This window comes from Bradyrhizobium centrolobii (genome assembly GCF_001641635.1).
GTDB lineage: Bacteria > Pseudomonadota > Alphaproteobacteria > Rhizobiales > Xanthobacteraceae > Bradyrhizobium > Bradyrhizobium centrolobii.
The window spans coordinates 18,586-44,458 of record NZ_LUUB01000038.1 but is presented as its reverse complement, the minus strand read 5'-3'; the positions used below and the strand labels follow the sequence as shown (position 1 = coordinate 44,458).

Annotated in this window: 26 protein-coding genes; 8 read left to right on the top strand and 18 right to left on the bottom strand. The window is 65.7% G+C overall.

Annotation, left to right across the window (positions count from 1 at the left end; genetic code table 11):
• Positions 1–2: 2 nt before the first annotated feature.
• Positions 3–1,562 carry a histidine ammonia-lyase gene (gene hutH / locus AYJ54_RS08975; RefSeq protein WP_063698454.1) on the bottom strand — a complete coding sequence of 520 codons (1,560 nt, stop codon included), beginning with the start codon at positions 1,560–1,562 and terminating at the stop codon, positions 3–5.
• A complete protein-coding gene (gene hutI / locus AYJ54_RS08970; protein WP_063698452.1) occupies positions 1,559–2,773 on the bottom strand; it encodes an imidazolonepropionase in 1,215 nt (404 codons plus the stop codon). Before hutI ends, hutH begins: the two co-directional genes overlap by 4 nt.
• An 84-nt stretch (positions 2,774–2,857) precedes the next feature.
• On the opposite strand from hutI, the gene AYJ54_RS08965 reads away from it, so the two are divergent.
• From AYJ54_RS08965 to AYJ54_RS08940, 6 genes are all read left to right on the top strand, one after another.
• The gene (locus AYJ54_RS08965) at positions 2,858–4,216 is read left to right on the top strand and encodes a formimidoylglutamate deiminase (RefSeq protein ID WP_063698450.1); all 1,359 of its coding nucleotides are present in this window, start codon (positions 2,858–2,860) and stop codon (positions 4,214–4,216) included.
• On the top strand, positions 4,213–4,941 hold the full coding sequence (hutC, locus tag AYJ54_RS08960) for a histidine utilization transcriptional repressor HutC (protein WP_063698448.1): 729 nt from the start codon (positions 4,213–4,215) through the stop codon (positions 4,939–4,941). The genes AYJ54_RS08965 and hutC overlap by 4 nt, the downstream gene beginning before the upstream one ends.
• Before the next feature lie 113 nt (positions 4,942–5,054).
• Positions 5,055–5,999, top strand: coding sequence for an ABC transporter substrate-binding protein (locus tag AYJ54_RS08955; protein ID WP_063698446.1), 945 nt, complete (start codon positions 5,055–5,057; stop codon positions 5,997–5,999).
• Between the two features lie 77 nt (positions 6,000–6,076).
• Positions 6,077–6,850 (top strand): ABC transporter permease, encoded by a 774-nt coding sequence (locus AYJ54_RS08950; RefSeq protein WP_063698444.1) that lies wholly within the window; start codon positions 6,077–6,079, stop codon positions 6,848–6,850.
• On the top strand, positions 6,847–7,632 hold the full coding sequence (locus AYJ54_RS08945; protein WP_063698442.1) for an ABC transporter ATP-binding protein: 786 nt from the start codon (positions 6,847–6,849) through the stop codon (positions 7,630–7,632). The genes AYJ54_RS08950 and AYJ54_RS08945 overlap by 4 nt, the downstream gene beginning before the upstream one ends.
• Entirely contained in the window at positions 7,625–8,857 is a 1,233-nt protein-coding gene (locus AYJ54_RS08940) for a Zn-dependent hydrolase (protein WP_063698440.1), read from the top strand. Before AYJ54_RS08945 ends, AYJ54_RS08940 begins: the two co-directional genes overlap by 8 nt.
• On the opposite strand, the gene AYJ54_RS08935 is transcribed toward AYJ54_RS08940, so the two are convergent.
• The 9 genes from AYJ54_RS08935 to AYJ54_RS08895 all read right to left on the bottom strand — a co-directional run bounded on the left by AYJ54_RS08935 (position 8,854) and on the right by AYJ54_RS08895 (position 17,036).
• A complete protein-coding gene (locus AYJ54_RS08935) occupies positions 8,854–9,807 on the bottom strand; it encodes an SMP-30/gluconolactonase/LRE family protein (RefSeq protein ID WP_063698438.1) in 954 nt (317 codons plus the stop codon). The two genes, AYJ54_RS08940 and AYJ54_RS08935, sit on opposite strands and share 4 nt — an antisense overlap.
• A 12-nt stretch (positions 9,808–9,819) precedes the next feature.
• Entirely contained in the window at positions 9,820–10,557 is a 738-nt protein-coding gene (locus tag AYJ54_RS08930) for an ABC transporter ATP-binding protein (protein WP_063698436.1), read from the bottom strand.
• Positions 10,550–11,335 carry an ABC transporter ATP-binding protein gene (locus tag AYJ54_RS08925; RefSeq protein ID WP_063698434.1) on the bottom strand — a complete coding sequence of 262 codons (786 nt, stop codon included), beginning with the start codon at positions 11,333–11,335 and terminating at the stop codon, positions 10,550–10,552. Before AYJ54_RS08925 ends, AYJ54_RS08930 begins: the two co-directional genes overlap by 8 nt.
• The gene (locus AYJ54_RS08920; protein WP_245328945.1) at positions 11,332–12,306 is read right to left on the bottom strand and encodes a branched-chain amino acid ABC transporter permease; all 975 of its coding nucleotides are present in this window, start codon (positions 12,304–12,306) and stop codon (positions 11,332–11,334) included. Before AYJ54_RS08920 ends, AYJ54_RS08925 begins: the two co-directional genes overlap by 4 nt.
• The gene (locus AYJ54_RS08915; protein WP_245328944.1) at positions 12,299–13,189 is read right to left on the bottom strand and encodes a branched-chain amino acid ABC transporter permease; all 891 of its coding nucleotides are present in this window, start codon (positions 13,187–13,189) and stop codon (positions 12,299–12,301) included. Before AYJ54_RS08915 ends, AYJ54_RS08920 begins: the two co-directional genes overlap by 8 nt.
• Positions 13,190–13,191: 2 nt before the next feature.
• A complete protein-coding gene (locus AYJ54_RS08910) occupies positions 13,192–14,097 on the bottom strand; it encodes an NAD(P)-dependent oxidoreductase (protein ID WP_063698429.1) in 906 nt (301 codons plus the stop codon).
• A 4-nt stretch (positions 14,098–14,101) separates the two neighbouring features.
• The gene (locus AYJ54_RS08905) at positions 14,102–14,851 is read right to left on the bottom strand and encodes an SDR family NAD(P)-dependent oxidoreductase (RefSeq protein WP_063698427.1); all 750 of its coding nucleotides are present in this window, start codon (positions 14,849–14,851) and stop codon (positions 14,102–14,104) included.
• Positions 14,852–14,944: 93 nt separating this feature from the next.
• Positions 14,945–16,150 (bottom strand): ABC transporter substrate-binding protein, encoded by a 1,206-nt coding sequence (locus AYJ54_RS08900; RefSeq protein WP_063698425.1) that lies wholly within the window; start codon positions 16,148–16,150, stop codon positions 14,945–14,947.
• 82 nt (positions 16,151–16,232) lie between these two features.
• Positions 16,233–17,036, bottom strand: coding sequence for an HpcH/HpaI aldolase/citrate lyase family protein (locus AYJ54_RS08895; RefSeq protein WP_063698423.1), 804 nt, complete (start codon positions 17,034–17,036; stop codon positions 16,233–16,235).
• 111 nt (positions 17,037–17,147) lie between these two features.
• Here AYJ54_RS08895 and AYJ54_RS08890 point away from each other — a divergent pair, with 111 nt between their 5' ends.
• Both AYJ54_RS08890 and AYJ54_RS08885 read left to right on the top strand, forming a co-directional pair.
• The gene (locus AYJ54_RS08890) at positions 17,148–17,831 is read left to right on the top strand and encodes a GntR family transcriptional regulator (RefSeq protein ID WP_063698421.1); all 684 of its coding nucleotides are present in this window, start codon (positions 17,148–17,150) and stop codon (positions 17,829–17,831) included.
• Positions 17,828–18,403 carry a cysteine hydrolase family protein gene (locus tag AYJ54_RS08885; protein WP_063698419.1) on the top strand — a complete coding sequence of 192 codons (576 nt, stop codon included), beginning with the start codon at positions 17,828–17,830 and terminating at the stop codon, positions 18,401–18,403. Before AYJ54_RS08890 ends, AYJ54_RS08885 begins: the two co-directional genes overlap by 4 nt.
• A gap of 161 nt (positions 18,404–18,564) precedes the next feature.
• On the opposite strand, the gene AYJ54_RS53925 is transcribed toward AYJ54_RS08885, so the two are convergent.
• The 7 genes from AYJ54_RS53925 to AYJ54_RS08850 all read right to left on the bottom strand — a co-directional run bounded on the left by AYJ54_RS53925 (position 18,565) and on the right by AYJ54_RS08850 (position 25,841).
• The gene (locus AYJ54_RS53925) at positions 18,565–19,446 is read right to left on the bottom strand and encodes an ABC transporter substrate-binding protein (protein WP_430641421.1); all 882 of its coding nucleotides are present in this window, start codon (positions 19,444–19,446) and stop codon (positions 18,565–18,567) included.
• Between the two features lie 176 nt (positions 19,447–19,622).
• Positions 19,623–20,129, bottom strand: a complete 507-nt coding sequence (locus tag AYJ54_RS51220; protein ID WP_201724153.1) for an ABC transporter permease — start codon at positions 20,127–20,129, stop codon at positions 19,623–19,625.
• Positions 20,130–20,411: 282 nt separating this feature from the next.
• On the bottom strand, positions 20,412–21,239 hold the full coding sequence (locus tag AYJ54_RS08870) for an ABC transporter ATP-binding protein (protein WP_082905557.1): 828 nt from the start codon (positions 21,237–21,239) through the stop codon (positions 20,412–20,414).
• Between the two features lie 53 nt (positions 21,240–21,292).
• On the bottom strand, positions 21,293–22,138 hold the full coding sequence (locus tag AYJ54_RS08865) for an HTD2 family dehydratase (RefSeq protein ID WP_063698416.1): 846 nt from the start codon (positions 22,136–22,138) through the stop codon (positions 21,293–21,295).
• A gap of 23 nt (positions 22,139–22,161) precedes the next feature.
• A complete protein-coding gene (locus AYJ54_RS08860; protein WP_063698414.1) occupies positions 22,162–23,352 on the bottom strand; it encodes a CaiB/BaiF CoA transferase family protein in 1,191 nt (396 codons plus the stop codon).
• A complete protein-coding gene (locus AYJ54_RS08855; protein ID WP_063698412.1) occupies positions 23,349–24,548 on the bottom strand; it encodes a CaiB/BaiF CoA transferase family protein in 1,200 nt (399 codons plus the stop codon). Before AYJ54_RS08855 ends, AYJ54_RS08860 begins: the two co-directional genes overlap by 4 nt.
• Before the next feature lie 87 nt (positions 24,549–24,635).
• On the bottom strand, positions 24,636–25,841 hold the full coding sequence (locus AYJ54_RS08850; RefSeq protein ID WP_063698410.1) for an FAS1-like dehydratase domain-containing protein: 1,206 nt from the start codon (positions 25,839–25,841) through the stop codon (positions 24,636–24,638).
• Positions 25,842–25,873: the final 32 nt, after the last annotated feature.

Sequence of the window (25,873 nt, the reverse complement as noted above, 5' to 3'; positions counted from 1 at the left end):
CCTTAACCAAGTCTCGGAAACGGATCATTTGGGAGCGCGGAAAGCGCGACGGCCGGCAGCGTGTCGCCTTCGATCAGCGCGGCCGCCTTGGCGAGATCGCCCGCCATATAGCGGTCGGTACTGAGCGCGGGCACCTGTTCGCGAAGCGTGGCGATAACGGCGACGAGCGGTTTGCTGGTCGCGTGCGGCGCGCGCAGCGTAATGCCTTGCGCGGCGACCAAAAGCTCGATGCCGAGGATGGCGGCAAGATTGTCGGCCATATCCGACAGCCGCCGCGCGGCATGCGCGGCCATCGAGACGTGATCTTCCTGGTTGGCACTGGTCGGCGTCGAATCGATCGAGCAGGCGAGTGCGCGCTGCTTGTTCTCGGCATAGAGCGCGGCCGCCGTCACCTCGGCAATCATGAAGCCGGAATTGATGCCGGGGTCGGATGTCAGGAATGGCGGCAGACCGAAATTGAGCGCGGGGTCGACCAGCGTCGCGATACGCCGCTCACTGATCGCGCCGATCTCGGACAGTGCCAGCGCGATTGCGTCGGCGGCAAAGGCCACGGGCTCGGCGTGGAAATTGCCGCCGGAGACGATCTCGCCGGTCTCGACCAGCACGAGCGGATTGTCGGTGACGGCGTTGGCCTCGATGATCAGAGTGCGCGCGGCCTGCGTGATCAGATCAAGCGCTGCGCCCGCGACCTGTGGCTGGCAGCGTAGGCAATAGGGATCCTGCACGCGCTCGTCACCTTCGAGATGCGACAGCCTGATATCGCTGCCGTCGAGCAGCGCCGTTAGCGTTGCGGCCGCAGCGATCTGCCCGGCATGGCCGCGCAATTGCTGGATCTCAGGACGGAACGGCGCCGTCGACGCCATCGCGGCATCGACCGACAGCGCGCCCGTGACGAGCGCGGCACGAGCGAGGCGATGTGCGCGCAGCACGCCGGCGATGGCATAGGCGGCCGAGAACTGCGTGCCGTTGATCAGGGCAAGCCCTTCCTTGGGGCCGAGCGTCAGCGGCGCGAGGCCTGCCGAGGCGAGTGCATCGCGGCCGGGCACGGTCTTGCCGTCGACGAATGCCTGCCCCTCCCCGATCATGACCGCCGTCATATGCGCGAGCGGCGCGAGATCGCCGGAGGCGCCGACCGAGCCCTGCTGCGGCACCAGCGGATAGACGCCTCGCGCCAGCATTGCTTGCAACTGCTCGATCACCTCGCGGCGCACGCCGGAGGCGCCGCGCCCGAGCGAGATGATCTTCAGGGCCATCATCAATCGCACGATCGTTTCCGGCGTGGCCGGCCCGACGCCGCAGCAATGCGAGACGATGAGGTTGCGCTGGAGCAGCACGGTCTGATCGGGCGGAATGCGTTTCGACGCAAGCTTTCCGAAGCCGGTGTTGATGCCGTAGACCGGCATATCGGCATGCGCGGCCTTCGCGACAATCGCTGCGGCCGCCTCGACGCGCGGCCAGAACGAAGGGGCAAGGATGACAGACGCGCCCGCGAGCACATGCGCAAAATCGTCGAGGCCGACTGTTCCCGGCGCGACGACGATCGGTGCGCCCGGCTCCGTCACTGGCCCCTCCACACCCGGCGATGCAGCGGGTTGAAGCCGATGCGATAGACGAGCTCGGCGGGACGCTCGATGTCCCAGATCGCGAAGTCGCACCATTTGCCGGCTTCGAGTGTGCCGGTTTCATGGAGCACGCCCAGCGCACGCGCGCCTTCGCGGGTCACGCCGGCAAGACACTCGGCCACCGTCATCCGGAACAGCGTCGCACCCATGTTCATGGCAAGCAGCAGCGAGGTCAGCGGCGAGCTGCCGGGATTGCAGTCGGTCGCGAGCGCCATGTTGACGCCATGCTTGCGGAACGCCTCGACCGGCGGCTTTTGGGTCTCGCGGATGAAATAGAAGGCGCCGGGCAGCAGCACGGCCACCGTGCCGGCCTTCGCCATCGTCGCCGCACCGGCCTCGTCGGTATGCTCGAGATGATCCGCCGAGAGCGCGGAGAATCTTGCGGCGAGCGCCGCACCGCCGAGGTTCGACAATTGATCGGCATGCAGCTTGACCGGCAACCCGAGCGCCTTCGCCGCCTCGAACACCCGCGCGGTTTGCTCGCCGGAAAACGCGATGCCTTCCATGAAGGCATCCACAGCGTCGGCGAGACCAGCCTTGGCGACCGCGGGCAGCATCTCACGACAGACAAGATCGATGTAGCGATCCTTGTCGCCGTCGGCCTCGGGCGGCAGCGCATGCGCGCCGAGAAAGGAGGTGCGGATCGCAACCGGCCGCATCCGGCCGAGGCTGCGCGCGGCGGCGAGCTGCCGCATCTCGGTTTCGGTATCGAGGCCGTAGCCGGACTTGATCTCGACGGTAGTCGCGCCCTCGCCGATGAGGGCATCGAGCCGCAGCAGCGCACTTGCAACGAGATCAGCCTCGCTTGCCTTGCGCGTTGCGGCCACGGTCGAGACGATACCGCCGCCGGCGCGCGCGATCTCCTCGTAACTCGCGCCCTTCAGCCGCAGCTCGAACTCGTGCGCGCGGTTGCCGCCATAGACGAGATGGGTGTGGCAGTCGACGAGGCCCGGCGTGATCCAGCGGCCCTCGCAATCGATCCGCTCGATCGCATCCGTATCCGCCGGAAAATCCGCCTGCGTGCCCGCATAGACGATGCGGCCGCCGTGCGCGGCGATCAGTCCATGCTCGATCTCGCCGAGATCGGGACGATCGGCCCGCATCGTGGCGAGCCGGGCATTGTGCCAGATCCGGTCAAAGCGCTCTGCCATGCGGTGGTCCCTCGCCGTGGGATGCTTGACATATATGTCTAGACATATAATCGTGGCGCGGTTCTGTCCAGCCGGCATGGAAACATGACACGACTGCATTTCGCCTCCGCGCTGCTGCCTTCGGGCTGGGCCAATGACGTGCAGGTGGTTGTCACTGCCGGCGCGATTGCCGCAGTGACGCCGGGCGTAGCGCCGGCCGCGGGCGACGAACGCCACCAGATTGCGCTTCCGGGTCTGGCAAGCCTGCACAGCCATGCGTTTCAGCGCGGCATGGCAGGATTGGCCGAGCTGCGCGGCGACTCCACCGATACATTCTGGACCTGGCGCGAGACGATGTATCGTTTCGCGCTCGCGATGAGGCCGGACGACGTCACCGCCGTCGCGAGGCTGCTTTATGTCGAGATGCTGGAACAGGGTTTTACCCGCGTCGGCGAATTCCATTACCTGCACCATGACCACGACGGCGCGCCTTACGCTGATATCGCCGAGATGGCCGCGCGCATCGCGCAAGCTGCCGAAGCCTCAGGCATCGGGCTGACGCTGCTGCCGAGCTTTTATGCGCACGGCTCCTTTGGCGGCGCGGCACCGCATGCCGGGCAGCGTCGCTTCATCTGCTCGGTCGATAAGTTTGCGGCGCTGACGGCTGCCTCGCACAAGGCGATCAGCACCTTGCCTGGCGCCAATATCGGCATCGCGCCGCACAGCCTGCGCGCCGTGACGCCAGACGAGCTCGCGGCGATCATTCCGCTCGCGGACGGCGGTCCCGTGCATATTCACGCCGGCGAGCAGATCAAGGAGGTCGAGGATTGCCTGGCCTGGTCGGACCGGCGGCCGGTGCAATGGCTGCTGGAGCACGCGCCCGTCGATCAACGCTGGTGCCTCATCCATGCAACCCACACGACGAACGAAGAGGTCACCGCATTCGCCAGGACCGGCGCGGTGGCCGGCCTCTGCCCGGTGACCGAAGCCAGTCTCGGCGACGGCATCTTTCCCGCCCGCGAATTCCTCGACGCCGGCGGCGCGTTCGGCGTCGGCACTGATTCCAACGTGCTGGTCGGCGTCGCCGACGAGCTGCGTCAGCTCGAATATGGCCAGCGGCTCAGGCATCGCGAGCGCAATGTCCTGTCGGGCGGCGCAGGTACGTCGACGGGGCGCGCGCTGTTCGATCACGCGCTTGCAGGCGGCGCGCAGGCGCTGGCGCAGAAATCCGTCGGCCTCGCGCCCGGGGCGCGTGCCGATATCGTCACGCTCGACACCGCGCATCCGTCGCTGGCGGGACGTTCACGCGATGCCGTCATCGACGGCTGGATCTTTGCGGCCGGCAGCGGCGCGATCGATTGCGTCTGGGCCGGCGGCAACAAGGTCGTCGAGGGTGGGCAGCACGGGCTGCGCGCCAGGGCACGGGAGCAATTCAACGCAGCCGTGCGGAGGCTCGTCGCATGAGCCTCGCCACCAATGCTGCCGACAAGCCGACGCTCTACAAGCGGATCCGGGCCGACATCGAGAAGCGGATATTGACCGGCGAATGGCCGCCGGGGCACCGCATCCCCTTCGAGCACCAGTTGATGGCGCGCTATGGCTGCTCGCGCATGACGGTGAACAAGGCGCTGTCCGAGCTCGCGCAGGCCGACCTGATCGAGCGACGGCGCCGCGCCGGCTCCTTCGTGCGCCGGCCGCAACACATGTCCGCCGTGCTCAAGATCGCCGACATGCGCGCCGAGATCACCGCGCTCGGCCGCAGCTATGGCTACGAGCTGATCCATCGCAAGCTGCGCGCGGCGACCGCCGCCGACCGCGACCGGCTCGGCGTGAAAACGGCCGGCAAGGTGATCGCGATTGCCTGCCGGCACAGCGCCGACGACGTGCCTTTTGCGGTCGAGGACAGGCTGATCGATCTCTCCTCCGTGCCCGAAGCCGCGAGCGCGGATTTTGCGCGCGAGCCGCCGGGCTCATGGCTGCTTCATCATGTCCCATGGACAGAAGCCGAGCACACGATCAGCGCCATTGTTGCGGACGATCGCACGGCGGAGGCGCTCGACATCGCCGTCGGCGCGCCCTGCCTCGTGATCGACCGCTATACGTGGCGCAGCGCACGCACGATCACCGCCGTGCGCCTGCTCTATCCTGGTGACTCTCACCGCCTTGTCGCCCGATTCAAGGGAGGCTGAGAGAGACGATGTCGGCACAATTCGTGCAACGCTTCGGGCAACGGTTCAAACAATTCGGACCGACAAAGAGATCAACAGGACGTCAATCCATCGATCGCAAGAGGACGACAATCATGCGTAGTTCAAAGGTATTCGCGACAATCATTGCCCTCGCAGTGTTCAGCCCGGCGCTCGCCGACGACGTCAAGGTCGGCGTCGGCATCTCCGGCTGGACTGGTTTTGCGCCGCTCACGCTCGCGAAAGAGGCCGGCATCTTCAAGAAGAACGGCCTCGACGTGACGCTGAAGAAGATCCCGCAGAAGGACCGCCACCTCGCCATCGCCTCGGGTGATATCCAGTGCGCGGCAACCACCGTCGAGACTTGGATCTCCTGGAACGCCAACGGCGTCACCACCAAGCAGATCTTCCAGCTCGACAAGAGCTATGGCGCCGACGGCATGGCCGTGCGCAACGACATCGCCGCGATCAAGGATCTGAAGGGCAAGACGGTGGCGGCCTCCGCGCCCGGCACATCGCCCTATTTCGCGCTGGCCTGGATGCTCAAGAAGAACGGGCTGTCGGTTAAGGACGTGACCGTCGTGAACCTCGAGCCGGCCGCCGCCGCGCAGGCTTTCGTCTCCGGCCAGAACGATGCCGCGATGACCTATGAGCCGTATCTGTCGACCGTGCGCGCCGCGCCCGACAAGGGCAAGATCATCGCGACCACGCTCGACTACCCGATGGTCATGGATACCTTCGGCTGCACCCCGAAATTCCTCACCGACAATCCGAAGGCAGCCAAGGCGCTCGCCGACGGCTATTTCGAAGCGCTGGACATGATCGCCAAGGATCAGGCCAAGGCCTACGAGATCATGGGCGCTGACGTGAAGCAGACCGGCGAGCAGTTCGGCAACTCGGCAAAATATCTGCGCTGGCAGGACAAGGCTGCGAACCAGAAATTCTTCGCCGGCGATTTCCTGACCTTCAACAAGGACGCTGCCGACCTCCTGCTCGAGATCGGCATCATCAAGGCCGCGCCGAAGGTCGAAGACCTCTTCAACGCGAGCTACATCAAGTAAACTGCCCAGGAACTGCCGGTCCCGCTTCGCGGCGGGACCGGCGCATGAGTTAAGCTACTGCCCGGATAGATCGTTTGATGCGTCCCCTGGATCCCGTGACATCGAAGCGGCGCGCGGCCTATGGCCTTGCGTTCTTCGTGCTGTTCGTTGCCCTCTGGTCCTGGGCGACTTTCGGCGGCCATGTGTCAAAAACCTTTCTCGCCAACCCGCTGACGATGGTGCAGGAAGGTGTTGATCTCCTGACCCAGCACGGCTTCCTGTTCGACATCGGCATGACGATCTGGCGCGTGGTCGGCGGCTTTGCGCTGGCAGCGGTCATCGCGGTGCCGCTCGGCGTGCTGATGGGCGCCTACAAGCCGGTCGAAGCGTTCCTCGAACCGTTCGTCTCCTTCGCGCGCTACCTGCCCGCTTCCGCCTTCATTCCGCTCCTGATCCTGTGGGCCGGCATTGGCGAACTGCAAAAGCTGCTCGTCATCTTCATCGGCTCGGTGTTCCAGGTCATCCTGATGGTCGCGGTGACCGTGGGCGCCACGCGGCGCGATCTGGTCGAGGCGGCCTATACGCTCGGGGCCGGCGACCGCGGCATCATCCGCCGGGTGCTGCTTCCCTCCTCCGCGCCCGAGATCGCCGAAATCCTGCGGCTGGTGCTGGGCTGGGCCTGGACTTACGTCATCGTCGCCGAGTTGATCGGCTCGTCCTCCGGCATCGGCCACATGATCACCGACAGCCAGGCACTGCTTAACACCGGCCAGATCATCTTCGGCATCATCGTGATCGGATTGATCGGCCTTATCTCCGACTTCCTGTTCAAGGCGTTCAACGCCTGGCTGTTTCCGTGGAAGCTCGCATGACGACGCTGAAGATCGAGCAGGTCTCGCGAACCTTTCCCGCGCGCCACGGCAACGCGCCGACCAAGGCGCTGGAGCCGACTGACCTCATCATCGGCAACAACGACTTCGTCACCATCCTCGGCCCTTCCGGTTGTGGCAAGTCCACACTCCTTCGCATCGTCGCCGGCCTCGACCGCCCGACCAGCGGGCGTGTTACGCTCGACGCGCGCGAGGTGACCGGCCCCGGCGCCGATCGCGGCATGGTGTTTCAGTCCTACACGCTATTTCCTTGGCTGACCGTGCGCGAAAACATCGCCTTCGGCCTGCGCGAGCGTGGCGTTCCGCAAGGAGAGCGCCACAAGATCGCGGATGCATTCATCCGCCAAGTTGGCCTCGCCGGCTTCGAGAACCACTGGCCGAAGCAACTCTCCGGCGGCATGCAGCAGCGCACGGCGATCGCCCGCGCGCTCGCCAACGATCCAAAGATCCTGCTGCTCGACGAGCCTTTCGGCGCGCTGGACAACCAGACCCGCGCACTGATGCAGGAGATGCTGCTCGGGATCTGGGAGCGCGACCAGAAGACCGTGCTGTTCGTCACGCACGACATCGAGGAGGCGATCTTTCTCGGCAGCCGCGTCATCGTCATGAGCGCGCGTCCCGGGCGCATCAAGGCCGAGATTGCGGTGGACCTGCCGCATCCGCGCTCCTACAAGATCAAGACCACGCCCGAATTCGTCCGGCTGAAGGAGCGGCTGGTCGAGGAAATCCGCACCGAGGCGTTGAAGGTTGCCGAACATGCCTGACACACAGTTGCGCGCCAATGGCGAGCGGGTTCTCGCCGATCTCAACGCGTTGCGCGCCATCGGCGCCTACAAGACAGGCGTGCACAAGCCGACCTTCTCCGAACCGCACAAGCAGTCGCTGGAATGGCTGGTGCAGAAGCTGCCCGAGGCGGGCCTCACGGCAGCGATCGACGGCATCGGCAACGTCTTCGGCACCAGCGCAAGAGTCGGGCCGAAGCTGCTTGCGGGATCGCATCTGGAAAGCCAGAACTACGCCGGCTGGCTCGACGGTCCGCTCGGCGTCGTCTATGCGCTTGAAGCCGCGCGCGTGCTCAATTCCGATCCCTCGCTCAAAGGCGCGGTCGAGGTTGCCGCCTGGTGCGATGAGGAAGGACATTTCGGTCATTTCCTCGGCTCGCGCTCCTATGTCGGGCAGGTGACCGAGGCCGACGTCGACGCCGCGCGCGATCGCACCAGCGGCCGGACGATGCGCGAGGCACTCAGCGACATGGGTCTCGCCGGACGCGCGCGCGTCACCGCCGAGAAGGGGCGGCACGTCGGATATCTGGAGGCGCATATCGAGCAAGGCGATACGCTTGAAAGCGGTCGCCTCGCGATCGGCGTCGTGACCTCCATCGTCGGCATCTGGCAATACCGCATCGATTTCGCCGGCGAACAGAACCACGCCGGCACCACCCGCATGGTGGCGCGCAAGGATGCGGGCCTCGCGCTGGCAAAATTCTGCGTGGCGATCGATGAGCGTTTTCCGGCCGCGTGCGGACCGCGCACGGTCTGGACGACCGGCCGGATCACGCTCGATCCGGGTGCGCCGAGCATCATTCCGGGCGCCGCCGAAATGCTGTTCCAGATCCGCGACGACAACCCGGCCGTGATCGTGCGGCTGGAGGAACTGCTGCGGACGATGGCGGACGAGGTCAACGCGAAGGGCCCCTGCACCGTGACCGTGGAGCGAATCCGCACCGGCGCTCCCGCCATGATGGATTCCCGCTTCCAGGATGCGATCGAGGCGGCAAGCAAGGCCGTTGCGGACGGACGCTCGCTCCGCATGCCGAGCGGCGCCGGTCACGATGCGCAGATGCTCGCAACCATCATGCCCGCGGGCATGCTGTTCGTGCCCTCGATCGGCGGCATCAGCCACCATTGGACCGAAAACACCGCCGACGCCGATATCGTCACCGGCGCACAGGTCTTTGTCGACGCCTGCCGGCGCATTCTCGGCGGCTAGGCAGAGGCCTGACGCCGGCGCGCGGTGCGGGGGTCGTTGAGCGCGAGCCCCGGCCTTGGCCAATCCACCGCAACCAGCCGACCGGTGCCGGAGAGCGTGATGAAGGCGGTGCGCATGTCCGCGCCGCCAAAGCAGATGTTGGTGCAGTAGACCTCGTCGGCCTCGTGGAATTCCACGAGATCACCGTCCGGCGAGAATACGCTGATCCCGCCGCGCACCAGCGTCGCGACGCAGATATTGCCGTTCTCCTCCACCGCGAGCGAATCGAAACGCTGGTAGCCGGGCAGGCCGTGCAGCAGCCTGCCGCCATTGGGCGAAGGCCACGGCTCCTTCGCAACCTCGCCCTCGCCCGTGATCGGATAGCTCCAGATCCGGCTGGTCTCGGTCTCGGAGACGTAGAGCGTGCGTCCATCCGGCGACAGCCCGATGCCGTTCGGCGTCATGATCGGAAAGATCGCCTCCCGGATCATGGAGCCGTCGGTGCGCGCATAATAGACCGCGCCGCGATCCATCAGGCGGCCATAGGTCTTGCCGAGGTCAGTGAACCAGAAGCCGCCGTTGGCGTCGAAGACGATGTCGTTCGGCCCTTTCAGATGGACGCCGCCGCAGCTGTCGTAGAGAGTTTTGACAGCGCCGGTGTCGAGGTCGACCTGCTCGATGCGGCCCGTTGTGTAGTCCTCGGCGCGGCCGGTCGGACGGGCATAGTTGCGGCTGTCCTTGTGCCAGGAGAAGCCGCCATTGTTGCAGACGTAGCATTTTCCGTCCGGCCCGATCGCCGCGCCATTCGGACCGCCGCCGAGATGCGCGATCACCTCTTTCCGGCCCGCCGGCAGCACCCGCGTGAGCCGGCCGCCTTCGATCTCAACGACGATGACGCTGCCGTCGCCAAGCGCAATCGGCCCTTCGGGAAAGGCCAGTCCGTTCGTAATCTCTCTGGCTTCGAGGCGCATGTCGTCACTCCGTCATGCCGGTGCCGGCTGGCCCGCACCGAGATAGGCTTCCACGACTTCGGCCCGGCTTGCCGCGGTCGCAATAGCCGCCGCGCTGCGATGGCCCACAATCGCGCCGTTGCGGACGAAATAGAGTTCGTCGGCTACCTTTATCGTCATCCGGAAATTCTGCTCGACCAGCATGATCGCAAGCCCGGTGTCCTGCTTGATCGTGACGAGGCGCTCGAACACGCGCCGGATCAGCAGCGGCGCCAGCCCAAGCGATGGCTCGTCGAGCAGAAGCAGCCGCGGCGCGCTCATCAGGCCGCGCCCAATCGCGAGCATCTGCTGCTCGCCGCCGCTCAGCATCCAGGCCGGCGACTTCAAGCGGTTCGCGATCTCCGGAAACAGTTCCAGCATGAGATCGCGCCGCTGCCGCTGCATGCGCGCATCGAGGAAGAAGCCGCCAAGCAGAAGATTTTCGGCGACCGTGAGCGAGCCGACGATCTGACGGCCCTCGGGGACATAGACGATGCCGCGCCGGACACGCTGCCGCGCGGCGAGCACGCCTATGTCTTCGCCGGCGAAGCGCATCTCGCCTTCCGCCGGCACCAGGCCCGCGATAGCCTTGAGCACCGACGATTTGCCGGCGCCGTTGGCGCCGAGGAGCGCCACCACGCCTTTCTCCGGCACGGAAAGATCGACGTTTTCGACGGCGCGCGCCGCACCGTAGCGGACCGAGAGGCCGCGCGCGGAGAACAGCTCAGGCATCGGCGTCGTCTCCGAGATAGACACGGATCACGTCCGGATGCGCGCGGATTTCGGCCGGCGTGCCACTCGCGATCATACTGCCGAAGTTCAGCACATAGATGTGCTCGCAGAGCTCCATGATGAGGTCCATGTCGTGCTCGACGACGAGGAGCACGAGGTCGGACCGCATCAGGCGCTTCAGGGCGCGCGTCAGGTCGCGCGTCTCGACCGCGTTCAGACCGGCGGCCGGCTCATCGAGCAGGATCGCCGTGGGCTCGCTGGTGATGGCGCGCGCAATCTCGGCGAGGCGCAACGTTCCCGGCGGCAGGTCGGACGGCTTTTCATGAGCGGCGGAGCCGATGCCGAGCTCGTTCAACGCAGCCATGGCGCGGCGTTCGGCGTCCCGCTGCTCGGCCCGCTGCGCCGGCGTCGGCACGAAGGCACTGAACCATCCGGATCGCCGCTTCAAGGTGAGACCAACGAGGACGTTCTCCAGCAGCGACAGGTCCGGGCACATCGCCAGGTTCTGGAAGCTGCGGGTGATGCCGCATGCGGCGCGCTGGGCGGGACCGAGACCGTTCAGCGGCGTGCCAGCAAAACTGCTGCGGCCGCGCTGGCCGTGGTAGAGGCCGGTGAGGCAATTGAACAGGCTGGTCTTGCCCGCGCCGTTCGGCCCGATCAAGCCGGTGATCACGCCGGGCCGCAGCGTCATCGAGACATCGTTGAGCACTTGAAGCCCGCCGAAGGCAAGCGAAATGCCTTCCGCGACGAGCCCGTTGCTGCCGGCGGGTACCGTCATCGACCCCTCCCGCGCGGCAGGAAGCGGCGCAGATCGCCAGCATTCGCCACGAGCGTGACGACGACGAGCGCAACGCCGTAGAGGATCGGAACCCAGTCGCCGGCTTGCGCGAGATAGGTCGGCACCAGCGTGATGAAGGCGCCACCGACGAGTGCTGCCGGCAAGGACAGGCCATTGAGGCTGACGACTGAGCCGACCAGCAGGAACACGCCGCTGAAGAAAGTGAAGCTATTGGGCGAGACGGTTGAGGATGCAAAGCCCGTGAGCGCGCCGGCGAGCGCGGCCACCGCCGCGCTCAGCGTGAAGATCGAGACGCGCGCCCAGCTTCGCGTGATCCCTATGGCTTCGGCCGCGCGCGGCTGCGCCTGCGCCATCAGCAGCGCCAGGCCCTGCGCAGACCTGCGAAAATGCGCCAGCGCAAGGCAGACGAGCCCGAGCACTGCGAGTGCGACGTAGTAGCGCTGCAGCGCCTTCGGAATGCCGGGGATCAGGTCCTGCGCGATATAGAGCCCTTCGAAGCCGCCTGTGAACTTCTCGAAGCCGATCAGGATCTCCGGCAGCGCCAGCGCGAGCGCCATGGTTGCGACTGCCAGATAGATTCCGGACAGCCGCCGCGAGGGGAATGCAAAGACGAAGCCGGCGGCGGCGCCGAGCAACGTCGCCAGCGGCAGGCTGGCGGCGATCGACAGGCCGAGCCGGTGCTCGACGATTGCAACCGCATAGGCGCCGAACGCCACGAAAAAGCTGTGCCCGATCGACACCTCGCCGCCGTAGCGCACGAGCATGCTGACCGAGAGCACGGCCAGAGCGTTGGCAAAGCACAGCGACAGGCTGTAGAGCAGGAAGCCGCCGGCAAGGAGCGGAAGCAGCGACAGCGCCACGACCAGCGCAAGAACGGACAGGCGCGCGATATCGACGTGACCGCCGCGGGCGGACACGCCGGTCTTGGACGCGTGCGCGAGATCAGACACGGCCACCGATCGCCCTTTCCAGGAGCCCGTTGGGGAAGAAGTTCAGCGTCAGCAGGATCACGCCGAGCAGGAACGTGTTCATGAACTCCGGCGAGACGTAGAACGAGAAGAGATTCATGGCGATGCCCACAAGGACGCCGCCGACGGCAGCGCCCGGCAGGCTCGAGAAACCGCCGACCACGGCCGCCGTAAACGCCTGCAGCATGAAGGACGGCACCGTCGTCGAGCTCAGGAACGTCGTCGGCACGATCAATAGTGCGGCGACGAGGCCGAGGACGGCGCCGGCGAGCCAGGAGAACAGGTGCACCGAGCGCAGGTTGAGCCCGCAGACCTCGCAGGCGAACGGATTTGTCGACACCGCGCGGAAGGCGACGCCAAGCTTCGTCCGCTCGATGATCACGAACAGCCCGCCGACGATCGCGAGCGTGACGACGAGGACGGCGAGATCATAGGAGGAGACGCGGATCGCGCCGAGGCTGAAGCTGAAGCGCGGTAGCGGCAGGTCGAGATTGACGATGTCGGCGCCGAAGACGAGCTGCACGGCGCCTTGCAGGATCAGCCCGACGCCGAGGGTTGCGATGGTGGAGGCGAGATCGGACTTGAAGACGATCGGCGCGATCAGGGCGTAGCTCATCACCGCTATCGCGGCCGCGATGCCCAGCGCCAGCGCGACCGCGCTGCCCCAGGACAGGCTGAGCAGGCTGCCGCTGGAGAAACCGTAGACCACGAAGGCACCGAGGCAGGCGAGATTGCCGTGCGAGAAGTTCACGACGCGCGAGCTCTTGAACACCATGACGAGGCCAAGGGCGCCGACGCCGTAGAGGCAGCCGGAGATGAGGCCGGACCACAGCAGCGGCAGGATGTCCCTGATGAATCCCGCCACGCTCACGCCTTCGCCTGCCCTTCGCCCGGCGCGCCGCCCTGCTCGATGAACTCGATCACACCCGGGAAATAGCGGCCTGACAGACCCTGCCGGCATGCGGCGTCGTAGTAGCGGCGCGCGAGCTCGGCGATGCCGGGACGAACACCGGTGTCGGAGGCGAGCTGAAGCACATAGTCGAGGTCCTTCAGCACATATTCCGGCGGGAACGCCTTTTCCGGAAAGTTGCGCGGCAGCATCGCCTTGGTGCCGTGATTGCGCAGCACGAAGCTGTCGCCCGACCCCTTCGACACTGCGCTGAGCAGCGTCTCGGGCTTCACGCCTGCACGCTCGCCGACCACCATCATCTCGGCGAGCGCCAGCGTGTGCTCGAACACCAGGGCGTTGTTGATCAGCTTGACGACCTGGCCGCAACCGACCTCGCCGCAATGGGTGACGTCGGAGCCGATATAGTCGAGCAACGGCTTGATCCGCGCGAACACGTCCGCCTCGGCGCCTACCATGATGCTGAGTTCGCCGCGCTGCGCGGCCTCGCGCGTGCGCGCCACCGGCGCGTCCGCGAAGTGGAAGCTCCTCGCCTTCAGCCGATGGGACACGCTACGCGCGAGCGCAACCGGCGTGGTGCTGAGATCGACGATCGTCGTCCCCGGCCGCGCCGCCTCTGCAATCGCCCCAGAAACCGCTTCAACCTGCGGGCCGCCCGGCAGCGACAGGAAGATCACGTCGGCCGCGGCGGCGAGCCCTTCGAGCGAGACTGCCGCTTCCGCCTTGGTGTCGGAGAGCTCGGCCAGTGCCGCCGGATCGCGATCGAGCATCAGCACGCGGCCTGCGTGCTTCTTCGCGATGTTCCGGCACATCGGACCGCCCATGACGCCAAGCCCGATAAAGCCAATGATCTGTGCTGCGCTCATGGCGTCAATCCATCAACATGCCGCCATTGACGTCGAGCACCGTTCCGGTGATCCAGTTCGACGCCGGCGAGCAAAGGAAGAGAATGCTCTGCGCGATGTCCTCGGGTTGGCCGAACCGCCCCAGCGGCACATTCCCGTTCGGCGACGGCGCGGCGCGATCGGTGACGGTGGCCCACATCGGCGTCTCGACCGGACCGGGCGCGATGATGTTGGCGTAGACGCCCTTGCCGGCGCCGTTCTTGGCGACCCATTTCATCAGGCCGTGCACGGCGGATTTCGCCGCGACGTAAGCGGGGCCCGAAGCGACACCGCCGATCTTGGCGGCGATCGAGCCGAGCGCCACGATCTTGCCGAAGCCGCGCTCGGCCATCACGGGATAAAGCTTGCGGACGGGATTGACCGTCCCCATCAGATTGACGGCGAGGATCTTCTCCCACTGCTCGTCGGTCGACAACGGCAGCGGCGTGTTGGCGATCGTGCCGGCGCAGAGCACGAGGATATCGATCTTGCCGCGCGCCTTCAGCTCTTCGTCGATCAGCTTCTCGACGGCCGCGCGATCGGTCACGTCGCAGCGGCGATAGCTCGCCTTTGCGGGAAACTTGCCGCCATCGGCGACGATATCGGTGGCGATGACGTCGGCACCGGCTTCGCAGAAGGCCGCAACCACGGCACGGCCGATGCCGCCGGCAGCTCCAGTGATGAGGGCGGTTTGTCCGTCGAGACGCGAGGGGCCGCTCAAGGGCGATCCAGCCATGTCGAGATTTCCTTGCTTTTCTTGGTAGGCTTTTTGGCAGTTAAGACGAGCAGCGGACGAGCGCGCTTGCGATCACCCGCTGAAGGGATCGGCTCAGGCCGGCTTGGCGTCGAAGGCCACCGCCGGATAGGGCTTGAAGTCGCGCACCATCACGAAGGAGCCCTGCGCTTGCAGGATCGCTTCCTGGCGCGTGCCGCGATGATCGGAACCTGTGAAGGTCACCTTGCGCGCGCCGCCAACCGAAGCATTGTTCAACGTGTTGCCCGCCTCGATCAGGTTGGCGCGCGTGATCGGCTTGCCGCTGTCGACCAGCGCAGCAAAAATGCTGCCGAACAGCGCGGCATTGCTCCAGCCGTTGAGGCCGAACACGCCGACCGGATCGTTCGGATAGTATTTCGTCACGGCCTCGCGATAGGCCTTGATCTCGGGCTCCTGGCTGTCGACCGGAAGCAGCCAGGAGGAGAAGTATACGCCATTCAGGAGATCGCCGGTCAGCTTGTAGGTCGCGGGATCGGCGGTGAAGAAGGGCGCAAACCAGGTGAGCTTGACGCCCTGACGGTCGGCCGCCTTCAGCGCGGCCGCGAGGTTGGCATTGGAGCCGAACAGGATTGCCGCCTCGGCTTGCGAATTGGCGACGCGGCGGATGTGCGGCGTGAAATCGGTGGTCTTCACCTCGAACGGAACCGACTCCGCAGGGGTGAGCTTGTTCGTCTCCATGAAGAGATCGAAGCCGCGCTTGGCCGAACGGCCGAGCTCGTCGTTCTCCCACAAGAGCGCGATCTTCTTCAGCTTCAGATCATTGACAGCGAACTCGGCATTCGATGCCGCCGACCAGCCGTAATCGGGCAGCAGCGGAAAGATGTTCGGCTCGGCGAAGAAGGCGCTGGCGCCGCCGATCGGACCGATCATCGCAAGGCCGTTTTCCTTGGCGAAGGGAATGACGGCGACGTTGGTCGCGGTGCCCACTGCGGCAACGAGCGCGAAGATGTGGTTGTCCTCGACGAGGCGGCGAACCGCGGCGACGCTGCGCGCGGGATCGTAGCCGTCGTCGAGCGTCACATAGTTGATCTTCCAGCCCTTGATGCCGCCGGCTTGGTTGACGCTCTTGAAATAGGCGTCCGCGGCGTGGGTGAGGATGGCATAGAACGGAACGGGCCCGGTGACCGGGGTGAAGCCGCCGATGGTGATGGTCTTGGCGGCGGCATCGACGCCGATCTCGTCGGCGAGGAGCGATGAGCCGGGATAGGCCGATGCGAGCGCGGCGGCGCCCGAGAGTTTTAGAAAGTCACGCCTTTTCATAAGCCCTCCCCGCGATATCTGTTTTTCTTCGTCGATCTTTAGCGGGAGGCGCTCGGTCGGTCAAGAAAAAATGCATTATGCATTATGTCTCGATGCCCGCCAAGATGAGCTGGGCGCGACGGATGACCGGAGCATCGATCATCTTGCCATCCAGCGCCACCGCCCCGCCGCGTCCGCTATCGGCAGCTTCCATCACGCGGCGCGCCCAGTCGAGCTCCTCCGCGGTCGGCCGGAAGGCATCGTTGACGAGCCCGACCTGGGCCGGATGGATGCAGAGCTTGGCGCCGAAGCCGAGCGCCTTGGCCCGGCCGACAGCGGCGCTGAAGGCTGCCGGATCCGCCCAGGACGTGGTTACGCCGTCGATCGGCGGCGCCAATCCGGCGAGTCGCGACTCCAGGACGATTTGCAAGCGGACCGGATCGAGCTCGCCGGCGGTCTCAGTCACGCCGGCATCGATACCGAAGTCGAGATTGCCGAAGGCGAAACGCGAGACCAGCCCGCTCTTGCCGATGTTCCGGAGCTCCGCATAGCCCTTGACCGTTTCAATCAGCGCGATGACCTGGCACGGCCGGTCCAAGGCTCCCGCGAGGCGATCGAGCGCCGCGGGCTCGGCCTTCGGCAACATCACTTTCGTCACACCGGCACTGCGGACCATCGCCATGTCGGCGGCAAAGAAGCCGGTATCCGCGCCGTTCACGCGCACGATCGCATCCGTGCGCCTCCTCCACTGCGCGACAAAGCCGCGAGCCGCCTCCTTGTCGGCTGGAGCCACCGCGTCCTCGAGATCGAGGATGATCTGATGGGCGCCGGATGCCGCGGCCTTGTCGAAGCGTTCGGGCCGGTTGGCGGGGACGAACAGGAAGGAGCGGGACAAAGAGCTGGACATTTGGCACTGGCCTCGATTATGCATAATGCATTATCGTTTGTACTTCTACCCTCCCTGGTGGGGCGCGTCTATGGTAGTCGCGGGCAAATCGGTCACGGGCGGCGGCATTCAATGGAATATCGAACGAAAGAGGAGCAGGTCGCTGACTATCTCCGCGAGGGCATCATCTCGGGGCGGCTGCCGCGCGGCGCCCGGCTCAAGCAGACGGAAATCGCCCAAGAGCTGAAGATCAGCATCACGCCGGTTCGCGAAGCGCTCAAGCTGCTCGAGGCTGAAGGCTATCTGTCCAGCGACTCCTATCGTGGCGCCACGGTGGCGCCATTTGACGTCGAGGCATCCACGGAGATCCTGAAGCTGCGGATCACGCTCGAGACCCAATTGGTCGAAAGCGCCGTGCGCAACATCACCGCCGAGGAGATCGCGGAGCTGCGCGAGCTGGCGCGGCAGTTCGAGGAGGCGGCGCTGGCCAACGACAGCACCGCCGCACGCGGCATCAACTACCGCTTCCATCGGCGCATGTATGACTTCGCACGGCTGCCGAAGACGCTGCATTTCGTGCAGGTGCTGTGGGCGCAGTATCCGTTCGACGTCATCAACCGCATCGGCGGCCGGGCGGTGCGCGCCGCCAAGGAACACAGCGAGCTCCTGAAGAACGTGATCGAAGGCGACGCCGCAGGCGCGATGCTGACGATGCGGCAACACATCGAAACTGGCTGGAACGAGCTGCGCAACAGCCTGCCGGCGAGGACCGAGAATTCCGTCAAATCGAAGAGCTCTGAGAAGGAGACGCTATGAAGCCAATGCTGCTCGTCATGGACATGCTGAACGACCTCGTCCACGAGAACGGCGGCGGGGCGAAGACCTACGTCCCGCAGATGAAGGAGCGCGACGTGCTTGGCCGCACCAAGGCGGTGATCGCGAAAGCGCGCGCGGCCGGCGTGCTGATCGGCTATGTCCGCGTCGGATTTTCGCCCGATTACCGGGAATGCCCGCCCAACTCGCCGATCTTCTCCCGCGCCCGCGGCGCCGGCATGTTCAAGCTCGGCACCTGGGGCACGGAGGTGCATCCCGAGCTCACGCCGGAAGCGGGCGAATTCGACATCGTCAAGCACCGGGTGAGCCCGTTCTACGGCACCTCGCTGGAGCCGATCCTGCGCGCCCATGGCGTGACTGATCTGTTCCTGTGCGGCGTCTCCACCAACGGCGTGGTGCACACCGGCGCGCGCGAAGCCCACGACCGCGACTATGCCTGCACGGTGCTGGAAGACTGCTGCGCCGGCGGCACGACCGACGAGCACGAAAGCGCCCTGCGCTGCCTCGGCCGATTTGCCGCAATCAGGAACAGCGCGGATGTGAGCTTTGCGTGAGCTATCCTCTCCGTCTTCCCGCTCTTCGCGGGGAGAGGGTTAGGGTGAGAGGCTGCCTCCGCGAAAACGGTGACAGTTCGATATGCGGAGCTCCGCCTCACCCGGAATCCGCGCTTCGCGCGCGTTCCGGCCTCTCCCCGCAGCGGGGAGAGGCGAAGAAACTACGCCCCAAGCCAGCGCGGATTGATCGCCTGTTGATAGGTGACGCCGCGCACAGCGTCGCTGAACCTCAGCTCGAACTCCATGTTGTGCGCGAACTGTTGCTCGGACAGCGTCGGCGGCACCGAGACGGTCATGCGCTGATCCGACACGGTGTGCTTGATCAGCTCGAGGCCGGTCTGCTGGAAATACCGATTATGCAGGAACTGCCCGGCGGCGTCGGGATCGTTACGGATCAACTCTGACGCCTTGGTCATGCCGCGGACGAGCGATGCGATGACGTCTGGATTTCTGTCGAGGAAATCCGGCCTTCCGCACAACACGGTATAGAGGAAGTTCTCGATGCCCGGCACTTCGCCGTGCGACGGGCGCGCCGCCCATACCGCAAGGCCGTCTTCCACCGCCTGGTTGTTCGCGGGCGCCGTGGTGTTGAAGCCGTCGATCTGGCCGGAGCGCAGCGCCAGATACATCTTGTCGAGCTTGACCACCGTCAGGCTCACGTCCTTCTCGGGATCGAGTCCGCCGAGCGACAGCAGATAGCGCCAGATCTTGTCGGTGCCGCGGCCGCGGCCGGAAATGGCAAGCGTCAGCCCCTTCATGCGGGCCATGCGCTCCTTCAACGGCATGTCCGCCGCAAGGCCGATCTTCTCGGCGGTCTTTCTGCTGATCACGGCGTCGCTCGCATATTGCGACATCAGCGGCGCGAAGGCGTTGATCTTCTGGCCCTTGGCGACCGCAAGGATCACGTCGCTCATCACGAGACCGGCAACGTCGACGCTGCCGCCGAGGATCGCCGCCATACTGTTGGTGCCGCTGCCGGTATCGATCAGGGAGACATCGAGGCCTGTGTCCTTCATGAAGCCGGCTGCCGTTGCCACGAGCAATGGCAGATAGGCGAATGTATAGCCGCCGATCGCGATCGTTACCGGNGCTTGCCGCCGGCGCCTTGCGACAGGCTTGGCTCGGCCGAGCCGACCAGCGCTCCCGCGGCAATACCGCCCAACATCGTCCGACGCGTGATCATGATGTCCTCCCTTGTTTTTGTTTCGGCCAGGTCTCCTCAGCGCCAGCGGAAAATCCAGCTCTCCAGTCGCCCGAGCGCCTCATTCAGGAGGGTGGTGACGACCATCAGCGCAAATAGCGCGGCGAAGACTCCAGCAGTGTCGAGCTGGCCTGCGGAATTCTGCGTGAGGTAGCCGATGCCTGCATTGGAGGCCATCATCTCGGCCGCGACCGCGCCAACGAAGCCGTAAGGCAAACCGAGCTTCAATCCCGTGAACAGCCACGGCAGCGCGGAGGGAAAGATCACCATGCGCTGGACCGCGAACCTGCCTGCGCCCATGGTCCGGAGCGCATCGACCATCTTCAGGTCAACCTCGCGCACACCGCGCAGGGTCGAGAAGAATACCAGGAAGAAGACGCTGATCGCGGCGAGCACGATCTTCGGCGCAAGCCCGATGCCGAACCACATGATGAAGAGCGGTGCGAGCGCGACCTTGGGCACGCCGTACACGGCCGTGACGAATGGATCGACGGTGCGATGCAGAGTGTCGCTCGCACCAACCAACAGCGCGAAACAGGACGCCAGCGGTCGCGCCCAGCACGAAGCCGACGAAGGTTTCCTTGAACGTGATGAGCAGGTGATAGGCGAGCTGGCCGCTCGCGGTCCATGCGACCAGCGTTTTGAACACGGCCGCCGGGCTGCTCACCCAGAACGGATCGAGCAGCGTTCCGGACGCGGCCTGCCAGGCCGTCAGCATCGCAACCACGAAGACCGTGCGATACAGCCACACACGGCCGGACGGGCCGAGCACAGGTTCGGCTCGCGTTTCGGACAGCGCCTGTGTGCTCATGATGATCGCCTCGCCGGCGGTTCGAGGGCGGCCCATAGCCGCCGATAATGCTCTTCGAACGAAGGATGGAAGCGCACTTCGTGCACCTCGCGTGGCCGCGGAATGGCAATGAGCTCGTCGAGCCTGATTTGGCAGGGGCGCGGCGAGAAGACCAGAACACGATCGGCGAGAGTGATCGCTTCGACAATATCGTGGGTTACGAACACCACCGTCTTGCGCCGCGCCGACCACAGTTTCAGAAGCTCGGCCTGCAGTACCAGCTTGAGCTGGGCGTCGAGCGGTCCGAATGGCTCGTCCATCAGGAGCACCGGCGGGTCGTAGATCAGCGTGCGGGCCAACATCGCTCGCTTGCGCATGCCGCCAGAGAGCTGGCTTGGATAGTGGCGTTCAAAGCCTTCGAGGCCGACCTGCGCGATCAGGTCGCGAACGCGTGCGGCGATCTCCATGCGGTCGACGTTACGCAGCTCCAGGGGGACAGCGATGTTCTGCTCCACCGTCCGCCACGGCAGCAGGCTGTCATGCTGGGTGAGATAGCCGATCCCGGTGTTGACCGTCGCAACCGGCTCGCCCTGGCACAAGACCGTGCCCAAGGTCGGCCGATCGAGGCCGGCAAGCAGGTTCAGCACCGTCGACTTACCCGAGCCGCTCGGGCCGACGATGGCGAGAAACTCGCCGCTCCCAAGCGTAAAATTCAAGCCGCTCAGAACGTCGACCCGGCCGCTTCGCGAGGTGAAGGTCTTTCCGACGCCGCGAAGCTCGACCGCGGGCGCGCACTGCGCGTCGCAACTTTGCGCCGGGACAACAGACAGGTGCGCCGATCTCATCGCTTGGCCCTCCCCTGTATTTTTTTCTTGTTCCTAGTCCCGATTGCGTGTCCTCAGACCTCTGCGGCTGCGCGCATCGCGAGCCCGCCGCTCGGCCCGCTGGCCCAGAGGTCGAGCGCGCGCCCATCGCCCCTGCCTTCAAGCCTGAACGGTGAGCTCACGAACAGCGGCGAGACGCCCCTGAACTCGAACGACTTGAGCGGCTTGCCTGCCCGCCTCTCCGCAAAGCCTTGCAGCAGCGTTGCCGTCAGAGGCCCGTGCACGACGAGATCCGGATAGTTCTCCTCCGATTGCGCGTAGGCCTGATCGTAGTGGATGCGATGCCCGTTCGACGTCAGCGAGGAATAGCGGAACAGGAGCACGGTGTCGGGATGAAACTCTTCCGACCACGTCGCATCCTGTGGAGCCGGAGTGGCCGTAGGCGCAGACGATCCCGGTGCTGCCGCCTCGCGATAGACGATGTCCTGCTCCTCGGTGAGGCACGTCGTACCGTCGCAGGCAACGCTATGGCTGACGGTCACGAACACCAGCCTGCCCGCGCGGCCGGATTTGGCTTCGACCTTCAGAATGGTGCTCTCGCGCACCCCTTCGCCGCCGATGGTCAACGGCTTGTGGTAGGTGAGCCGCCCGCCGGCCCACATGCGGCGCGGCAGCGACACCGGCGGCAGGAATCCACCGCGCCGGGGATGTCCGTCTGTTCCAAGCTCGTGTCGCGGCACGAAGCGGTTGAAGAAGATCCAGTGCCATCCCGGCGGCAAGGCAGCGCCGGCCGCATAGTTTCCTTCAAGACCGAGCGTGGCGCCGAGTGCGGCAACGCGATCCGGCGCGATCCGCTCGCGGATCGTCTCCTTGCGACCGACCCAGGCCTGCCAGTCCTCTCCTGCTGCGCTCTCGCTCATGATGGCAACTCCACTTGAAGCGGTCAGTAAATCACCTGCTGATCCATCAGGCTCTGGCGTTCCTCGCGGCTCAAGCCGAGCAGCTCGCCGAACACGTAGTCCTCATCCTCGCCGAGGCGGGGCGTGCCGCGCGCCATGCCGACGTCGGACTTCGAGAAGCGGATCGGCGCCTTCAGCGCGGCACGCTGGCGGCCGGTGCTATCCTGGACTTCGACGACGGTCCCGCGGTCACGCAGATGCCGGTCGTTCGCGATGTCTTCCATGTTGCAGGAGACATGTGCCGCGATCCCGGCGGCCTGGAGTCGTCGCTCGGCTTCACCAGCCTCGCGCGTCATGGTCCAATGTTCGATTTCACCGTGCAGCGCCTGCCGGTGCTTGTGCCGGCTCGCAGCGGCCTGAAACCGCGGATCGGTCAAGAGATGCGGCGCATCGATCAGCTTCACCAGGGTCCGCCATTCGTCGTCGGTGCGGACCGCGATGGTCAGCCAGCGATCCTCCTCGCGGGTCCTGAACACGCCGTGCGGCGCCATGCGCAGATGATCATTGCCGATCCGCGCCGGGCTTCCGCCGGCGGCGGCGAACAGCAGCGCCTCGCCGACCAACGAGCAGGCAACCTCGCGCGCGCTCACATCGACATGTCCGCCGCGCCCGGTGCGGCGGAGCCGATACACCGCAGCCACCGCGGCCATTGCCGCGTTCATGCCGACACTGTGATCCATCACGTGCCGCATCTCGACCGGCGGTCCGTCTTCGTAGCCGGTAAGATAGCCGAGCGCGCCCCAGGCGCCGAACAGCGGTGCGTAGCCGGCAAAATGCGAATCCGGCCCGCTCTGGCCGGACGACGAGACGGACACCATCACGACGGAGGGCTTCAACGCGGCCAGCGCCGCATAGCCGAGGCCGAGCCGCTCCATCACGCCAGGCCGAAAGCTCTCGCAGACGAGATCGCTCACGCCGACGAGCTTCTTGGCCAGTGCGATGCCCTTCGTGTCCTTCAGATTGATGCGCACCGAGAGCTTGTTGGACGCGACCTGATCGAAGCTCGCGGGCCCCATCCGGCCATAGACCGGATGCGGCTTGCGGAAAATGTCCGGACGCGCCGAACTCTCGACCTTGATGCACTCAGCGCCGAGTTGCGACAGGATATGCGTGCAGAACGGCCCCGCCGCGTGCAGCGTGAAATCGGCGATGCGAACTCCGGCAAGCGACTTCATGAGGCCTCCGCGGCAACAGTGGCTTGGTCGCGGCGGCGTCTTGCCGCGAGCATGTGCTGATGTTCGCCGAGCCGCGGCGGCCCCGCTTTCAGTGGCAGCGCCGCACCGTCGACATGGAACGGTTCCGACAACACCGGCAAGCGACCTGCGCCGGGAATCTCGACGGGTTGAAACAAGTCCCGCGCGCGCTCATGCGGGCCCGACAGCACCTCGGCGGGACTGGCATATTTCGCCATCGGAACGCCCAGCGCCTGGGCCCGCGCGACGACATCGGCTGTCTGCTGTTCGAGCGCCCAGGCGCGAATGGCGCGGTTGATCTCCGCGCCGCGGCGGCTGCGCTCCAGCGCGTCCGAAAGCGCGGCGTCGAACATCCAATCGGGACGTCCCATCAGTTCGACCAGGCCGCGCCACTGCCGCTCCTCGAGCGTCAACAGCTCGACGTAGCCGTCGGCGCATTCGAGCACGCCGCCATATTTGAAGGAGCGCGTCCGGCGGTGCTCCAGCGAGCCGTCGCCAAAACGCTGCAGCGCGAATGCGCCCACGGCCAGCGTCGCATCCTGCACGGAGACGTCGACGCTTTCGGCTTCGCCCTGCGCGCGGCCGATCAACGCTGACAGCGCGCCGAGCGCGGCGACCACGCCGCCCTGATATTCGGCGAAATGACCATAGACCTTCAACGGCGGACGATCAGGAAAAAGCTCGGCGGCGAGGCCATTGGGCAAAAGGAAGCCTTCGCCCGATGCGTGAATCAGGTTGATCTCCTCGGCCTGCCAGCCGGCCTTCGGCCCGACCGCGCCGAAGGGCAGCACCGAGACATCGACCAGTTTCGGGTAGTGTGCCCTCAAGGCCTGCTCGTCGAGCTCAAGGCTCGCGCGTTCGTCGGGGCGAAGGTCATGGATGAAGACATCCGCGGCCCCCAGCAGCGCTGACAGCCCTGCCCGACCGGCCGGCGTCTCAATATCGCACGTGACACTCTTCTTGCCCGCTGCAAGGAAGGCGAACAGCGCGCTGGCCTCATTGGCCGGCGGAAGGAACGGCGGCTCGCGGCGAAGAGGGTTGCCTTCCAGCGGCTCGACGAGAATGGTCTCGGCGCCGAGGGAAGAGAGAAGCCGGCCGGCATGGCTCGCCGCAACGCCGCGCGAGATTTCGACGGCGATCACTCCCACCAACGGAGGCGCAGCAGCCTCGTCAATCATGGCAACGCTTCCCCTTGTTGTTCTTGATTGGCAGTCCCGGAGCGTGATGCGAAGGCACCACGCTCCGGCTCTTGGCCCAGGCAGACTCTAGCGGATCGTCGGCAGTTCCAGCTCGAGCGACGAGCCGTCGAAGAACACACGGTTCTTCACGTCGCGCGACGGCAGCATCACGGTGGCAAGGCCGGGCGTAGTCAGTTCACCGCGCTGGTTCTCGCCGCGGATGTCGATATCGACCAGCGCAAAGCCGTCCTTGACGTACTTCCGGGTGACCTTGCCCCGGCACCAGGTGGAATCGCCCATGGTGTTGAAGCGGCGCATCTCGGTCCGCACGCGCTTAAGGAAGGCGGCATCGCCCATCCAGTTGCTGACGAGGCTCGCGAGCCAGGACGAGCGCTGCGGACCGTAGTCGTAGGTGCCGGGTACGCCGACCTCCTTCGCAACCGACTCGCGATGATGCCCGATCCCGGTATATTCGATGCCGCCGCCCGCTTCCGGATTGCGGAAGAAGTGGCCGGGATGCTTGACCGCCGATTTCAGCACGATGCCGTGGGTGTGGCCGCGGCCGCAGCCGACCAGGAAGCCCATCGTGTCCATCAGCGAGAGCGGACCGCGCACGATCGGCGGCAGTTCGTCGCCTTCATTGACGTCCTCGAAGTAGCGCATCGTGGCGCCGCGGATCCGCTCGTCCTCCTTCAGGATGGCCTCGTCGAGCGCCGCGAATTCATCGGCCGTATATTCGTAAGGCTTGACGTCCTTGTACTTGCCGGCATCACGCGCGGCCTTGCGCTCGTGGCGCGTACAGGTGCCGAGCGCGCGAGCCACCATCTCGCCGCGCTGGTTGGAATAGGTTGCCTCGACATATTGCAGCACGAGCCGGCCGGAGAACTTGCTCTCCTTCTCCTCGATGCCGACCACGCGCTCGATCGCGGTGATGCGATCGCCCGGACGGATGTGGCGGAACAGCTCCCAGTCGTTGCCGGCGTAGAAGCCGTGCACGCCCGGAAGGCCCCAGCGGGTGCGGCCGATCCAGCCGAATGCCATCGGAAACATCGGATGAGCGACATTCGTGCCGTAGCGGCTCTGACGTCCGTGCTCAGCGTCGCGATAGAGCGGATTGAGATCGCCGATGCCGTTGCAGAAGTTGCGGATCGTGTCTTCGGTCGCGTCCTGGAGATACGGCCCCTCGGGACGAAGCTGGAGGCCGATCATGCCCCGCGCCTGCGCGATCGCCTCGTCCGTGATCTTTCCTTCCGCCGGCGCGTGACCGACCTCTTTTTCCATGACGTCTGACATTTTCGTCTCCAATCCCTCTACGAGTTGACGAT

Coding starts and splice junctions, on each gene's coding strand:
- AYJ54_RS08855 (WP_063698412.1), bottom strand. CDS start 24,548: ATGATTGACGAGGCTGCTGCGCCTCCGTTGGTGGGAGTGATCGCCGTC.
- AYJ54_RS08890 (WP_063698421.1), top strand. CDS start 17,148: ATGGAATATCGAACGAAAGAGGAGCAGGTCGCTGACTATCTCCGCGAG.
- AYJ54_RS08885 (WP_063698419.1), top strand. CDS start 17,828: ATGAAGCCAATGCTGCTCGTCATGGACATGCTGAACGACCTCGTCCAC.
- AYJ54_RS08905 (WP_063698427.1), bottom strand. CDS start 14,851: ATGGCTGGATCGCCCTTGAGCGGCCCCTCGCGTCTCGACGGACAAACC.
- AYJ54_RS08860 (WP_063698414.1), bottom strand. CDS start 23,352: ATGAAGTCGCTTGCCGGAGTTCGCATCGCCGATTTCACGCTGCACGCG.
- AYJ54_RS08940 (WP_063698440.1), top strand. CDS start 7,625: ATGCCTGACACACAGTTGCGCGCCAATGGCGAGCGGGTTCTCGCCGAT.
- AYJ54_RS08930 (WP_063698436.1), bottom strand. CDS start 10,557: ATGCCTGAGCTGTTCTCCGCGCGCGGCCTCTCGGTCCGCTACGGTGCG.
- AYJ54_RS08945 (WP_063698442.1), top strand. CDS start 6,847: ATGACGACGCTGAAGATCGAGCAGGTCTCGCGAACCTTTCCCGCGCGC.
- AYJ54_RS08935 (WP_063698438.1), bottom strand. CDS start 9,807: ATGCGCCTCGAAGCCAGAGAGATTACGAACGGACTGGCCTTTCCCGAA.
- hutI (WP_063698452.1), bottom strand. CDS start 2,773: ATGGCAGAGCGCTTTGACCGGATCTGGCACAATGCCCGGCTCGCCACG.
- AYJ54_RS08910 (WP_063698429.1), bottom strand. CDS start 14,097: ATGAGCGCAGCACAGATCATTGGCTTTATCGGGCTTGGCGTCATGGGC.
- AYJ54_RS08955 (WP_063698446.1), top strand. CDS start 5,055: ATGCGTAGTTCAAAGGTATTCGCGACAATCATTGCCCTCGCAGTGTTC.
- AYJ54_RS08895 (WP_063698423.1), bottom strand. CDS start 17,036: ATGTCCAGCTCTTTGTCCCGCTCCTTCCTGTTCGTCCCCGCCAACCGG.
- AYJ54_RS08925 (WP_063698434.1), bottom strand. CDS start 11,335: ATGACGGTACCCGCCGGCAGCAACGGGCTCGTCGCGGAAGGCATTTCG.
- AYJ54_RS08900 (WP_063698425.1), bottom strand. CDS start 16,150: ATGAAAAGGCGTGACTTTCTAAAACTCTCGGGCGCCGCCGCGCTCGCA.
- hutC (WP_063698448.1), top strand. CDS start 4,213: ATGAGCCTCGCCACCAATGCTGCCGACAAGCCGACGCTCTACAAGCGG.
- AYJ54_RS08870 (WP_082905557.1), bottom strand. CDS start 21,239: ATGAGATCGGCGCACCTGTCTGTTGTCCCGGCGCAAAGTTGCGACGCG.
- AYJ54_RS08850 (WP_063698410.1), bottom strand. CDS start 25,841: ATGTCAGACGTCATGGAAAAAGAGGTCGGTCACGCGCCGGCGGAAGGA.
- AYJ54_RS08950 (WP_063698444.1), top strand. CDS start 6,077: ATGCGTCCCCTGGATCCCGTGACATCGAAGCGGCGCGCGGCCTATGGC.
- AYJ54_RS08965 (WP_063698450.1), top strand. CDS start 2,858: ATGACACGACTGCATTTCGCCTCCGCGCTGCTGCCTTCGGGCTGGGCC.
- AYJ54_RS08865 (WP_063698416.1), bottom strand. CDS start 22,138: ATGAGCGAGAGCGCAGCAGGAGAGGACTGGCAGGCCTGGGTCGGTCGC.